General features: G+C 73.0%; 13 protein-coding genes and 2 pseudogenes. 7 read left to right on the forward strand and 8 right to left on the reverse strand.

Annotated elements, in window-relative coordinates:
* The 5 genes and pseudogenes from ACWGIU_RS12735 to ACWGIU_RS12755 form a co-directional block, all read left to right on the forward strand.
* Positions 1-208: pseudogene (locus ACWGIU_RS12735) on the forward strand (FGGY family carbohydrate kinase); the annotation flags it as partial.
* Positions 205-1,620 carry an FAD-dependent oxidoreductase gene (locus tag ACWGIU_RS12740; RefSeq protein WP_453705094.1) on the forward strand — a complete coding sequence of 472 codons (1,416 nt, stop codon included), beginning with the start codon at positions 205-207 and terminating at the stop codon, positions 1,618-1,620. The pseudogene ACWGIU_RS12735 and the gene ACWGIU_RS12740, both read left to right, overlap by 4 nt.
* Positions 1,617-2,813 (forward strand): NAD(P)/FAD-dependent oxidoreductase, encoded by a 1,197-nt coding sequence (locus ACWGIU_RS12745; RefSeq protein WP_453705096.1) that lies wholly within the window; start codon positions 1,617-1,619, stop codon positions 2,811-2,813. Before ACWGIU_RS12740 ends, ACWGIU_RS12745 begins: the two co-directional genes overlap by 4 nt.
* Positions 2,814-3,598: 785 nt before the next feature.
* A complete protein-coding gene (locus ACWGIU_RS12750) occupies positions 3,599-3,751 on the forward strand; it encodes a hypothetical protein (RefSeq protein WP_453705098.1) in 153 nt (50 codons plus the stop codon).
* Between the two features lie 141 nt (positions 3,752-3,892).
* The gene (locus ACWGIU_RS12755) at positions 3,893-4,402 is read left to right on the forward strand and encodes a nucleoside deaminase (protein WP_453705100.1); all 510 of its coding nucleotides are present in this window, start codon (positions 3,893-3,895) and stop codon (positions 4,400-4,402) included.
* 185 nt (positions 4,403-4,587) lie between these two features.
* Here the strand turns inward: ACWGIU_RS12755 and ACWGIU_RS12760 are convergent, their stop codons facing one another.
* From ACWGIU_RS12760 to ACWGIU_RS12780, 5 genes are all read right to left on the reverse strand, one after another.
* Positions 4,588-6,363, reverse strand: coding sequence for a SulP family inorganic anion transporter (locus ACWGIU_RS12760; protein ID WP_453705102.1), 1,776 nt, complete (start codon positions 6,361-6,363; stop codon positions 4,588-4,590).
* A gap of 13 nt (positions 6,364-6,376) precedes the next feature.
* Positions 6,377-6,781, reverse strand: coding sequence for a cation-transporting P-type ATPase (locus ACWGIU_RS12765; RefSeq protein ID WP_453705104.1), 405 nt, complete (start codon positions 6,779-6,781; stop codon positions 6,377-6,379).
* Between the two features lie 63 nt (positions 6,782-6,844).
* On the reverse strand, positions 6,845-7,804 hold the full coding sequence (locus tag ACWGIU_RS12770) for a polyphosphate kinase 2 family protein (RefSeq protein ID WP_453705106.1): 960 nt from the start codon (positions 7,802-7,804) through the stop codon (positions 6,845-6,847).
* A gap of 31 nt (positions 7,805-7,835) precedes the next feature.
* Entirely contained in the window at positions 7,836-8,120 is a 285-nt protein-coding gene (locus ACWGIU_RS12775; protein ID WP_453705108.1) for a three-helix bundle dimerization domain-containing protein, read from the reverse strand.
* A gap of 133 nt (positions 8,121-8,253) precedes the next feature.
* Positions 8,254-8,796 (reverse strand): MarR family winged helix-turn-helix transcriptional regulator, encoded by a 543-nt coding sequence (locus ACWGIU_RS12780; RefSeq protein ID WP_453705110.1) that lies wholly within the window; start codon positions 8,794-8,796, stop codon positions 8,254-8,256.
* A 144-nt stretch (positions 8,797-8,940) separates the two neighbouring features.
* Here ACWGIU_RS12780 and ACWGIU_RS12785 point away from each other — a divergent pair, with 144 nt between their 5' ends.
* Entirely contained in the window at positions 8,941-10,005 is a 1,065-nt protein-coding gene (locus tag ACWGIU_RS12785; protein ID WP_453705111.1) for an alkene reductase, read from the forward strand.
* 157 nt (positions 10,006-10,162) lie between these two features.
* Here the strand turns inward: ACWGIU_RS12785 and ACWGIU_RS12790 are convergent, their stop codons facing one another.
* A complete protein-coding gene (locus ACWGIU_RS12790) occupies positions 10,163-11,311 on the reverse strand; it encodes an RNA polymerase sigma factor (protein ID WP_453705117.1) in 1,149 nt (382 codons plus the stop codon).
* 8 nt (positions 11,312-11,319) lie between these two features.
* A complete protein-coding gene (locus ACWGIU_RS12795; protein WP_453705113.1) occupies positions 11,320-11,727 on the reverse strand; it encodes a YciI family protein in 408 nt (135 codons plus the stop codon).
* Positions 11,728-12,117: 390 nt separating this feature from the next.
* Here ACWGIU_RS12795 and ACWGIU_RS12800 point away from each other — a divergent pair, with 390 nt between their 5' ends.
* Positions 12,118-12,732, forward strand: a complete 615-nt coding sequence (locus ACWGIU_RS12800; RefSeq protein WP_453705115.1) for a response regulator transcription factor — start codon at positions 12,118-12,120, stop codon at positions 12,730-12,732.
* A gap of 30 nt (positions 12,733-12,762) precedes the next feature.
* Here ACWGIU_RS12800 and ACWGIU_RS12805 read toward each other — a convergent pair.
* Positions 12,763-13,340 (reverse strand): annotated as a pseudogene (locus ACWGIU_RS12805) (ABC transporter ATP-binding protein); the annotation flags it as partial.

Below are 13,340 nucleotides of genomic sequence, written 5' to 3' on the forward strand. Positions count from 1 at the left end.
GGTGTCGGCGCTGCCGGACGTGACCGCGCTCGGCGTCGGCGCCGTCGCCCGGCTCGGGCTCGATCCCTCGCTCACCGTTGCCGAGGCCGTCCCGGAGTGGAAGCCGTCCGCCGTCTATGAGCCGCGGGCCGGCGCGGACCAGGCGGCGGAACGCCGCGCCCGGTTCCGCACGGCGGTCTCGGCCCTGCTCGGCGACGCACCGGCATGACCGTCACCACCGTCACCACCGTCACCACCGGCGGCTCCCTGCCCGGCGGGGAGTACGACGTGACCGTCGTCGGCGCCGGCGTGGTGGGCACGGCGATCGCCCGCGAACTGGCCCGGCTCCCCCTGCGGATCGCCCTGGTAGACGCGTCCGACGATGTCGGCGACGGCACCTCGAAGGCCAACACCGCCATCCTGCACACCGGCTTCGACGCGGTGCCCGGCTCCCTGGAGTCCCGGCTCGTCCGGGAGGGCCACCGGCTGCTCTCCGAGTACGCCGCCGAGACGGGCATCCCGGTGGAGCCGATCGGGGCGCTCCTCGTCGCCTGGGACGCGGAGCAGCTGGCCGCGCTGCCGGGGCTCGCGGAGAAGGCCGTACGCAACGGTTACCGCTCGGCCCGGATCATCCCGGCCGAGGAGGTGCGGGCCCGCGAGCCGGAGCTGGGACCGGGGGTGAAGGGAGCGCTCGACGTGCCGGGGGAGTCCCTCATCTGTCCCTGGACGACCACCCTCGCGTACGCGACGCAGGCCGTGCGCGCGGGCGTCGACCTCCACCTCAACTGCCGTGTTCTGGGCGTCGCGCCGGGCGAGACGCATACCCTGGCCACGAGCCGGGGCCCGCTGCGCACCAGGCATCTGGTCAACGCGGCCGGTCTGTACGCCGACGAGATCGACCGGCTCCTCGGCCACGCGGACTTCGCCGTGACGCCCCGGCGCGGCCAGCTGATCGTCTTCGACGAGCTCGCCCGCGGCCTCGTACGGCACATCCTGCTGCCCGTACCCGGCGCCCTGGGGAAGGGCGTCCTCGTATCGCCGACGGTGTACGGGAACGTGATGCTCGGGCCGACCGCCGAGGACCTGGACGACAAGACGGACACGGGATCGACCGCCGAGGGACTCGCGCTGCTGCGGGAGAAGGGACGTCGGATCCTGCCGGCCCTCCTGGAGGAGGAGGTCACCGCCGTGTACGCCGGCCTGCGGGCCGCCACCGGTGAGGACGACTACGCGATCCGGGCCCACCCCGCGCAGCGGTACGTCACCGTGGGCGGGATCCGCTCGACGGGACTGAGCGCCTCGATGGCGATCGCCGCGCGCGTCGTGGAACTGCTCGCCGACGGCGGCCTGCCGGTGACGGGGGCCCGGGAGCTGGAGCCGGTGCGCATGCCGAACCTGGGTGAGGCGTTCCTCCGTCCGTACCGCGACGCCGAGTTGATCGCACGGGACCCGGAGTACGGCCGGATCGTCTGCCACTGCGAGCGCGTCACCCGCGGGGAGATCCGCGACGCGCTGGCCTCGGCCGTCCCGCCCGGTTCGCCGGACGGCCTGCGGCGGCGCACGCGGGCACGGGGCGGCCGCTGCCAGGGCTTCCACTGCGGAGCCGCCGTCCGCGCGCTGTTCGAGGAGGCCCGGCGGTGAGCCACGACCGCACGGTCGACGTCCTGGTCGTCGGCGCCGGCCCGGCCGGGCTGGCCCTGGCCGCCCGCCTCGCACGCGCGGGTGCCGGACACGTCGAGGTCCTGGAGCGCGAGCAGGACGCGGGCGGGGTGCCGCGCCACTGTCACCACGGAGGATTCGCAGGGCCGGTACGCCCCTGGCTCACCGGGCCGGCGTACGCGCGGCGGGCCGCGCAGGCGGCGACGGCGGCAGGGGCGACGGTCCGTACCGGTGTCAGCGCCACCGGCTGGGCCGGCCCGCTGACCCTGGAGACCACGAGCCCGGCGGGCCTGGAGCGGATCACTGCCCGGGCCGTCGTCCTCGCCACGGGCGCCCGCGAACGCCCGCGCAGCGCTCGGCTGGTGCCGGGATCCCGCCCGGCGGGCGTGCTGACCACCGGGGAACTGCAGCAGTCGGTCCACCTGTACGGCCAGGACATCGGCCGGCGGGCCGTCGTGGTGGGCGCCGAGCCGGTGGCCCGCCACGCGGTACGCACGCTGCGCCGGGCGGGAGCGGAGGTGGTGGCCGTGGTCACGGAGCGCTCCCGGGGCGCCGCCGTACCGGGAGTCCCGCTGCTCACGGCCACGACGGTGGCCGAACTGCGCGGCCGGGGCCGCCTGTCGGGCGTGGCCGTGCGCCACGCGGACGGCCGCACCGGGGTCCTCGCGTGCGACACGGTGGTCTTCACGGGCGACTGGATCCCCGACCACGAGCTGGCGCGCCGCGGCGGCATCCCCGTGGACCCGGGCACCCGCGGCCCCTCGGTGGACGCCTCCTTCCGTACGTCGGTGCCCGGGGTCTTCGCGGTGGGCAACACCCTCCGCGGTGTCGAACGGGCCGCTGCCGCAGCCGCGGAGGGCGCCGCCGCGGCAGCCCCGGGCCTGGCCCGCCTCGCGGGTGCGCCGTGGCCGGAGGCCGGCCCACGGCTGGTCGTCCGGGCCCCGCTGCTGTGGGTGACGCCGAACCGGCTCACGGACGCAGCGGGGCGGCCGTTGCTGCTGCGGTCGGGGGAGCCCCTGACCGCCCCGGTGCTGACGGCCGCCCAGGACGGCCGGTTGCTGTGGCGACGGCGGATCCCGGTCCGGATGACCCCGGTGCGGTCGTTGCGGCTGGCGCCGGGGTGGACGGACCGGGTCGACCGGTCGGGCGGTCCGGTCGTGCTGGGTATCGGCTGACCGGGCCCCTCCCCGTTCGCTGTCGGCCGCCCCCCGCCTCCACCGCACCCCGGCGATCGCCCCGACCCCGCACACCCCCGGGCGGCTCCTCGTCGGCGCGGGCGCCATCCGCTACGACCCGCTCAGCGGCACCGGCACGGCCCAAGCCCTCCGAACGGCCGTCCTGGCCACGGCGGTCATCCACGCCGCAGCCACCGGCACCTTTCCGGAGGCGCTGTGCGCCCACTACGCGGGCCGCCTGCGCAAAGCCTTCCGGGCCCACCTGGCCACGTGTGCCCGGCTCTATCCGCAGGCCTTCCCGTCCCCCGGCATGGCACCACGAGGTCGACGCCTGCCGCTGAGCGGGAGAACGAACCGTTCTACGCCGGGTTCGGCCGAGCCGGCGGACGGTTGTCCTGGGTGACCTCGCCCCGTGGCGGCGCCTTCCGGTTTCCGCCCCGCGGGCGGCGAGAAGCAGGGGCCGAGGCCGCCCGGTGCCCGGTGGCCAGGAAACGTGCGGCGCACCGACGCGGGCCGCCCGGGCGTTCCGCTTTGTCCGCGCCGACGGCTCGGCAGCGGTCCATGTTGAAACTACCCCGCTCACCAGGAAGATTCGCCTTCGCAGGCGTCCGCCGCGCCCAGTTGACCGGACGTCAGATCACGTGCACGAAAAGGTTCTTGTAGATCTGTACGAAGAGTAGGTTTCAGCCAGCGGACGTTTTCATGTCTTCCGTCCCTGCCTGACTCCGCTCGGTTGCCTGTGTACTCCTTCACACACGATGCAACGAAGCGGGGGAGAGAGAGCCTTGAGCGAGACGTTGTCCGGCGGGCCGCTCACCATGGCCTGGCTCGATCCAGGCGTCACCGTCACCCCGGAACTCGCCATCCGCCCTGCGCCGAGGGCGGATCCGACCCACACCACGGCCGCACCGGAGCACATAGCCGGCGATCAGCCGTAGCGATCTCCCGCAGGTGCCACCGATCGCGCGCCGATCCCCGGACGCCGGCCTAGAAGCGGTACCCGCGAGACCCACCTGCCGCCCCTGGTGCTGTCCCGTACGGGCAGAACACCAGGGAAATCCCCCACCGTCTCCCAAGGAGTGACCGTGACCGCGCACATCCAAGAAGTGAACATCCAGGACCTCAAGCGCACCTGGCTGGACGAGGCGATCAGACTGGCCACGAACAGCGTGGCCAACGGCGGCGGGCCGTTCGGCGCCCTGGTCGCCAAGGACGGCGAGATCGTCGCGCTCGGGCACAACCAGGTCACCTCCACCCTGGATCCGACCGCCCATGCCGAGGTGAGCGCGATGCGGGCCGCCTGCAGGAAGCTCGACACCTTCTCGCTCGAAGGCTGCGTCCTGGTGACCTCGTGCGAACCGTGTCCGATGTGCCTGTCCTCCGCGCTGTGGGCGCGAATCGACCGGATCGTCTTCTCCGCCGACCGGCACGACGCCGCGGTGGCCGGTTTCGACGACCGCAAGTTCTACGACCTGTTCGAGAAGCAGCCCGCGTCGAAGTGGCCGCTGGCGATCGAGCAGCTGGACCTGCCCAACCGTACGGCTCCCTTCGACGCGTGGGTGGCCAAGACCGACCGCATCGACTACTGAGGCAGCGGTTCACCGCACCGACATGGAGTGAACCGACCCGACCGGACCACGTCGGACGGGGCAGCCGGCGGTGTGGGCGTGCCGGCTTCTCCTCCGCCGGAGGTACGGGCGGGTCCTGGCTCATGGCGGCCTCCACGGACATGTTCCCAAGGCACTCTCGGTCGTGCCATCCGGAGCGCGGGCCGTCATTGCGGGCCGGTGGGCGGGGGGCCGGGCGTCCCGTCGGTGCCCGGAGAGGTCCACTGCGCTCCGGTGCGCAGGCGGAAGGCGGCGACCGCGGCCTCCACGGTGGGGAAGAAGTGCTGGGGATCGATGGTCCGGGTGAGTTCGTACCGCTCGATCTTCCGTCGAACCGGATCCTTGAGCTCGGCGAACACGAGGTGTACGTCGTCCGCGTTGAGCGCCTCGTCGAGCTCTTCCAGGATGTCGGCGGCGGTGGTGTCCACATCCGTCATGGGTTCCGCCGCGACCACGATCCAGCTCGGCCGCGGATCCGCGCCGGCCAGCCGCCTGACCTCGTCGCGGAAGGTCTTGGCGTTGGCGAAGAAGAGCGGGGCGTCGAAGCGGTAGATCACCAGGCCGGGCAGCTGCTCGGCGCTCGGGTAGGAGCGGATGTCGTGGTAGCCCTCCAGACCCCGCACCCGCCCGAGCACGGTTTCGTACGGCCACCAGGCCCGCCGGAAGACGTTGAGTACGGACAGGGCCACGGCGATCGCGATGCCGGACAGCACGCCGAGCAGGGCCACGCCGGCGAAGGCGGCGAAGCAGAGCAGGAACTCAGCCCGGCGCTGCCGCCACAGCCGTACGGCTCCCGGTACGTCGGCCAGCGACAGCGACGCAGTGATGACCACGGCCGCGAGGGCCGGCTGGGGAAGGTTGCGGAAGAGGCCCGGAGCCAGCACGAGCATGAGGACGATGAGCGCCGCTCCCACGACCCCGGTCAGCTGGCTCCGGGCACCCGCGCGCTCCGCCACCGCCGTCCGGGACCCGCTGGTGCTGACGGGGAAGCCCTGGAAGAGCGCGGCTGCCAGATTGGCCGCACCGACGCCGGCCATCTCCTGGTTGCCGCGGACCTCCTGGCCGGTGCGGGCCGCGAAGGCGGACGCGTTGGAGATCGTGTCGGCCAGTGACACCAGGGCGATGCCCAGCGCACCGCCGAGCAGCGGCGCGAGGTCGGCGAGGCGCACATCGGGAAACGTGAACGGCGGGAAGCCCTCGGGCAGTACCCCCACCAGGCCGACGCCGTGCTCGTCCAGGTCGAAGACGGCGGCCGCGGCGATCGCCAGGACCACCATCACGAGCACCGCGGGAACCTTCGGCAGGAACCGCTGCAGGACCAGGATCAGGGCGATCCCCCCGAAGCCCACAGCGGCGGCGGCCGGTACCACCGCGCCGTCGGCGATCTTCCCCAGGAGGCCGGCACACTCGCCGATCAGGTTGTCCGCCTCGACCTTGAAGCCGAGGAGCTTGGGGAGCTGGCCGATGAGGATGGTCAGCGCCAGGCCGTTCATGTAGCCGATCATCGTCGGCTTGGAGATCAGGTCGGCGATGAAGCCGAGCTTCGCCACCGATGCCAAGATCATGATGGCCGCCACCATGACCGCGAGCATCGACGCCAGTGCGACGGCCCGCTCGGGATCCCCGTCGGCCGCCACCAGCGGCAGCACGGTGGCGGCGATCATCGGACCCAGCGAGGAGTCCGGGCCCAGCACCAGGATCCGGGACGGCCCGAACACCGCGTACCCGAGCAGGCAGAGGATCGTCGTGTACAGGCCGGTGATGGCCGGTAGGCCCGCCAGCTCCGCGTACGCCATGCCCTGCGGCACCAGCAGCGTGGTCAGGACGACGCCCGCGACCAGGTCCTTGGGCAGCCACTCGCGCCGGTAGGACGCCACCGCACGGATCCCGGGAACCGCCCGGAGGCGGGACAGGACCCCGTGACCGTCGCGCCGGGTGGTCACCGACCGGCCTTGCTCATGAGGGCCTCGACCGGCGGGCCATGAGCTTGCCCAGTTCCCGGACGAGCAGCAGTGCGACGGCGGCCGGCAGCGCCCGGCCGAACTGCCGCGCGTCGATCTCGGTCGTCCCGAGGACCCGCTGGAAGCCGTCCAACTGGGTCACCAGCACGGCGAGCGCCAACGGCGCCAAGGCGACCAAGCTGCGGTACCGGGCGAGGAACCGGCGCCAGGACGGAGTCCGTTGCTCCTCGGGCAGTGCGTTCGGGCCGTGCGCGGCCAGGAGTTCGGCCGCCCGCGCCGCGGACAGGCCGACCGCGGGATCGGCATGGAACGCCGCCACTACCTCCTCGGGGGAGCGCGGGTACCAGCCGTCCCCGGCAGCCCGGGGCTGTTCCTCCACGGAATCCGACCGCACCGTCATGGTTGTGCCTCCGATCCGGGGCCGCGGACGCGTCCGGGCCGGCCGCGCGCCGTCCGAGGGCCGCTAGCCACGCTTCTTCCTCGGCCTGCCCTGCCGGGCGGCGTACGGATCGGCCGGGGCGCCGGCCGGGGCCTCCCGCTCCAGGCTCCGCTTCGTGACGAGGAGATCCTTGCGGGCCTCCTCGCCCACATCGGGGTACTGCGGATCGATGTCCATCAGGGTGTGCGCGAGGACCGCCGCCGCGCAGATCCGCGCGAACCACTTCCGGTCCGCCGGCACGACGTACCACGGCGCCCACTTCGTGCTCGTGGCCGACAGCATCTCGGAGAACGCGTGCTGGTACTCGTCCCACCGGGCTCGCTCCCGGACGTCGGCGGCGGAGAACTTCCAGTTCTTCTCCGGCAGGTCGATCCGCTTCAGGAAGCGGGTGCGCTGCTCCTCCTTGGACAGGTTCAGGAAGATCTTCACCACCTTGAACCCGTTGTCCGTGAGGTAGCGCTCCCAGTGGTTGATCTCCCGGTAGCGCCGGTCCCAGATGTCCGGACCGAGTACGTGCTCCGGCAGCTTCTGCCGGAGCAGCACCTCGGGGTGGACCCGTACGACCAGGACCTCCTCGTAGTGCGAGCGGTTGAAGATGGCGATCTCGCCGCGCTCGGGCAGCCTCCGGGCGTAGCGCCACAGGTAGTCGTGCTCGAGTTCCTCGGCGGAGGGCACCTTGAAGCTGCTGACCCGCACGCCCTGGGGATTGACGCCGCTCATCACGTGGCGGATCGTCCCGTCCTTGCCTCCGGCGTCGAGCGCCTGGAGGACGAGCACCACGCCGTAGGTGTCCTGGGCGGCCAGCCGCTCCTGGTACTCGGCGAGCAGCGACACCCCGGTCCGCAGCAGCTCGGCGCTGTCCCGCTTCTTCATGCCGGCCTTGTAGCGGGGGTCGAAGTCCCGTTCCAGGTGCACCTTCGACCCCGGTCGCACCCGCAGCGGCTCGATGAAGTCCGCGATGTGTTCGGCTCTCCTGTCGGCCATCAGCGTCCGCACCTTCCCCGGCCCCCGGCGGTCACGGCCGGTCCCACACCGCGTCCGCGGTCCTCCCGGCGGCGGCCGGCGCCTGCCGGGACCGGCGCTCGGCCGGGATCGGGACGTACGTCCTGACCTCGGCCTGCCGGAGCCGGTCGTACGCGGCCTCGGCCGTCGCCTCGACGGTCTCGGGCTCGCCACGGTGGTTCGGACGGACGCGAGTTCCTCCGAGGCGGATGACCACTCGTCCCGTGGGTGCGCCCCGGGATCTTCGAGGGCGGTCGGTCTCGGTCCGTTCTGCGTCCTGGAGTGTTGCCGGTGCCATTTCCCACGACCTTCGGACCGCCGATCCGCACTGCCGACATCGGGTGAGGACGTCCTTCATGGCGATTCTCTGTCAAACCGAACAAGATCGCCCACCGTGTACGCGGATCGGCGAGGTCCGGAAGGCGCCGCCTTCAGCAGCCGCCCGGCCCCTTGTAGGGGGCATCGCACTCCGCGACGCCGCCTCGGGCGACCTCCGCACACAAAGTGGTTTCGACCTTGCCCAGGAGGCGGGTCAGTTCGGCGCGTTCGGCGGCGTCCAGGCCGTCCAGGGTCTGGCGTTCCAGTTCGCCCCACGCCCTGCGGACCTCGAGCAGGAGTCCGCGACTGGTGTCCGTCGCCTCGACCAGGGAGGCCCGGCGGTCCGCGGGGTCCGGGCGGCGCCGCACGTGGCCGGACTGCTCCAGGCGCTGGAGCATCTTGGTCACCGTCGAGGGGTCGAGGCCGACCGCCTTGATCAGCTCGGACTGCCGCACGGCCCCGCAGTCCCAGAGGTGCATCATCAGGAACTCCTGCCCCGGGTGCAGCCCCAGATCCCGAAGGGCCCGGCCCGCCGCGATCCGGTGGAGCCGGGCGACCCGGCTGATCGCATGACTCACCGGCCCGTCCAGCACCGCACTCGGCACCGCCGCGCACTGCGTGGCGGAGCGCGGCTCCTGTACGGATTCCGCGGTCATGGAAGGGCTCCTCCTGGTCGGTCCGGCATGTCTCCCGAAGGGATTCTACCGTCCGCCCACATTTTATCTTGGTCGGCCAAGTAAATGGGGTACGCTGCATCCACAGCCAAATCATTGGCCGACCAACTATTGTGTGAGGAAGAGATGACCACCGCCTTCGAACCCGTCCACGTCGCCGGCTCCACCCTCTCCAACCGGATCGCCCTCGCCCCGATGACCCGCAGCCGCGCAGGTCAGGGCGGCATCGCGACCGGCCTCGTCGCCGAGTACTACACCCAGCGCGCATCCGCCGGCCTGATCATCAGCGAGGGGATCCAGCCCTCCGTCGTCGGACAGGGCTACCCCTACACCCCCGGCCTGCACAGCGCCGAGCAGGTCGCGGCCTGGCGTGACGTCACCGACTCCGTGCACGCGGCGGGCGGCCGGATCTTCGCCCAGCTGATGCACTCCGGCCGGATCGGCCACCCGACCCTGCTGCCGGACGGCCTCGTCCCCGTGGCCCCGTCGGCGGTGGCCGCCCAGGGGCAGCTCTTCACCGGCGACGGCATGAAGGACTTCGTCACCCCGCACGAGCTGACCGGGGCCGAGGTGCGGCAGACCGTCGCCGACTACGCGCGGGCCGCCCGCAATGCGGTCGAGGCCGGTTTCGACGGCGTGGAGCTGCACGGGGCCAACGGATACCTGATCCACCAGTTCCTGGCCCCGGGCTCGAACCTGCGCACCGACGAGTGGGGCGGCCCCACGGAGAACCGGATCCGCTTCGCCGTCGAGGTGGTCAAGGCGGTGGCCGCCGCGATCGGCGCCGAGCGCACCGCGCTGCGCGTCTCTCCCGGCAATCCGTACAACGACATCTCCGAGCCCGACCCGCAGCCCGCCTACGAGGCCCTGGTCGCGGAGATCGACGGACTCGGCCTGGCCTACCTCCACGTCCTGGAGCACGGCCCGGAGGCACGGGAGACCACCCTCGCCCTGCGCAAGCAGTTCTCCGGACCATTCGTGCTGAACCCGGCGACCGAAGGCCCCACCGACCACCGGGCCCTCTCGCTGATCGAGGACGGCGTCGCCGACCTCCTCGCCTTCGGGGCGCTGTTCCTGGCCAACCCCGACCTGCCCGAGCGCCTGCGTACCGAAGGCCCGTACAACACCCCTGACCCGACCACCTTCTTCGGCGGCGACGCCCGCGGCTACACGGACTACCCGACCCGCTAGGGGTATTGGCCCACATCCCTGTGGGCGGCCGGGACCGCGCCGGCCGCCGGTCGGGCCGTCGGGTCGGCGGCCTGCCGGACGGCGTCGGCCCCGATCCGTCGCAGCGCGGCGGTCCGGGAGCGTGACGCCCCCGGACGGGTCGGGCGGGCGCGGCCGGTCAGGGGGAGCGGCGGGCGCTGTTCAGCCGGGCGGCCTGGCGCGTCAGGTGATCGCGCTCGGCGAGGTCGGGCGCCTTCCGGGCGGCCTCTGCGTAGAGCCGGGCCGCCGTCACCACGTCGCCGTCGCGTTCGTGGAGGTACGCCGCCACCGCGGAGTGACGGGGCAGCGCGTCGTCCAGCTCCGCGAGCGCCGCCAGCCCGGCGCGCGGCCCGTCGGCCTCACCGACGGCCACCGCGCGGTTGAGCCGCACGACCGGGCTGTCGGTCAGGAGCGCGAGTTCGTCGTACCACTCGACGATCTGCACCCAGTCCGTCCGCTCGGCGGTGGGCGCGTCCGCGTGGAGCGCAGCGATGGCGGCCTGCGCCTGGAATTCACCCAGCCGGTCGCGGGTGAGGGCCGCCTGCAGGATCTGTACGCCCTCGGCGATCGCCCCGGTGTCCCACCGGCCACGGTCCTGCTCGGCGAGCGGCACCAGGCTGCCGTCGGACGCCGTCCGGGAAGCGCGCCGGGCATGGTGGATGAGCATGAGCGCGAGCAGCCCGGCCACCTCGGGATGGTCGACGCGGGCCGCCAGCTGCCGGGTGAGCCGGATGGCTTCGGCGGCGAGGTCGACATCGCCGGAGTAGCCCTCGTTGAAGACCAGGTAGAGGACGCGCAGCACGGTGGCGACGTCGCCGGGACGGTCGAACCGTACGCCGGAGACGGTGCGCTTGGCCCGGCTGATGCGCTGCGCCATGGTCGCCTCGGGCACCAGGTAGGCCTGGGCGATCTGGCGGGTGGTGAGCCCGCCGACGGCGCGCAGCGTGAGCGCCACCGCGGACGACGGCCTCAGGGACGGGTGGGCGCACAGGAAGTACAGCTGGAGCGTGTCGTCAACCGCGGCCGCCGGGCCGGGCGGCGGTTCCTCGTCCACCAGGTCCTCACGCCGGCGGCGGGCGCTGTCCGCCCGGGTGGCGTCGAGGAACCGGCGCCAGGCCACGGTGACCAGCCAGCCCTTCGGGTCCCGCGGCGGATCGGCGGGCCAGGTCCGGACCGCCTCGACCAGCGCTTCCTGGACGGCGTCCTCGGCCGCCGCGAAGTCCGCTCCGCGGCGGACGAGGATCCCGAGCACGCCCGGCGTGAGGCTCCTGAGCAGGGCCTCGTCCATCGGTGAGGTCACTCCATGATGGTGGGATGCGCGGCCAGGAACGGACGCAGTTCGAGCCACTCGTGGATCGGCTTCCCGCCCGCTCCGGGGGCGGCCGACAGCTCTCCGGCCAGTTCGACGGCGCGCTCGTAGCTGTCGACGTCGATCACCATCCAGCCGGCGATCAGGTCCTTGGTCTCCGCGAACGGGCCGTCGGTGACCGGCGGGCGCCCTTCGCCGTCGTACCGGACGAAGGTCCCCTCGGGGGCGAGCGCCTGACCGTCGACGAACTCGCCGGTCCCTTCGAGCCGTGCCGCGAAGTCGTTCATGTACTGGATGTGGGCCGAGATCTCCTCGGGCGTCCACCGGTCCATGGGTACGTCGTTGACGGCCGCGGGGGCCCCGCGGTAGTGCTTGAGCAGCAGGTACTTGGCCATGACGCCTCTCCTCGGTGCTGGTGCGACCCATTGTGGTCGCCTGTACCCCTGGGACGGAGCCGGTCCCGGGTTCTCGACATTCCCGTCAGAAGTTTTTCGACACGTACGGACGAGCCCGCTGGAGGGGGACCGGCTTCCCGGCCCTCCGTCGGCGCAACACCCCGCATGCACGCGGAATCAGCCCGTCCGGATTTCGGGCCCCCCGAGGGGTTGGGCGGCGCTTTCCGGATGCCCGCCGAGGTGGGAGGGCCACCGGCGGCGCAGGGGTGGAACGGGCCGAGCGCCCGCCTCAGGCCACGCGCCCCCGCACGGCTCCCGCCGTGACGTTCTCTCACGGGGATAGCTGGGCAGCCGCTTGATGCTGATCGATCGTCTCGCGAGGGGAACCCGATGACCAAGGTCCTGGTGCTGCACAGCGTGTGTCTCGTGAGGTCGGCCCTGGCCGCGCTGCTGAGATTCGAAGGCGACTTCGACGTCACCTCCGCCGGTTGGCGGGCCGCCGCGCGCCAGGCCGAATTCTTACGACCGGACGTGGTGGTCGTGGACCTCGACTGTCCGGGGGTCTCGGCCGCCCTCGTCGCGGACGCGGGCGCCGCCCGCCTGCTGCCCCACTCGCCCACACCCACACCGCTGCTGGTGCTCGCCCGGGCCGACCTGCCCGGCTCGCTGCGGCGCGCCTTCCGCACCCAGGCGCTCGGCTATGTGGACAAGGACGGCTCGCCCGCCCGGCTGGTCCGGGCCATCGTGAAGGTCTCGGCGGGAGAACGCTTCATCGACGCCACGCTCGCCTCGGCCTTCATGGAAGCCGACCCCATGCCGCTCAGCCCGCGCGAACTGAGCGTGCTGGCCCGCGCCGCCGAGGGCGACTCGATCGCGGAGATCGCCCGCGCCCTGCACCTCGCCAGCGGAACCGTGCGCAACTACATGGCGGCCGTGACCCGGAAGACCGGCGCCCGCAATCGGATTGATGCCATCCGGATATCCCGGCGAGCCGGGTGGGTCTGAGCCGCAGGCCCGAGGGCCCCGGACCCTTCCTCACCCTTGCGCGTTCCACCGGCCCACCAGATCCCGGTACAGGGGCGACCTGGCCGGGAGCTCCGCATGCGTGCCGCACACCGCCCGGGTCCCGTCGAGTACGAGGACCCGGTCGGCCCTGACGGCGGAGGAGATGCGGTGGGCGACCACCACCAGCGTGCCGGGGCGCTCCGCGAGCGCCCGCTCCGCACGCTCCTCGGTCCGCGGGTCGAGGTGGCTGGTGGCCTCGTCCAGCAGCAGCAAGGGGGCGGGGGAGAGATAGGCGGCGGTGAGGGCGAGGTGCTGCCGCTCGCCCGGGGTGAGCCGGCCCGGGTCGACGGCCGCGTCCGGTCCGCCGAGCCGGGCCACGAGTGCGTCCGCGCCGAGGACGGCCGTGGCCCGTTCCACGTCGCCCCGAGACACCGGGCCGGGGCACAGGTGGGTCAGGTTCTCGTGGACCGTACCCGTGAAGACGTACGCCTGCTGCGGCAGCAGCGTCCGGCGGACGTCGGGGCCGTACCCAGGGGCGGCGTGCCCCGGGGCGCCGCGCGCGGGGGCACCCGCCACCCGTACGGTTCCCCGGCCGGGGGGCAGCAGAC

The organism is Streptomyces sp. NPDC054840, from assembly GCF_053611065.1.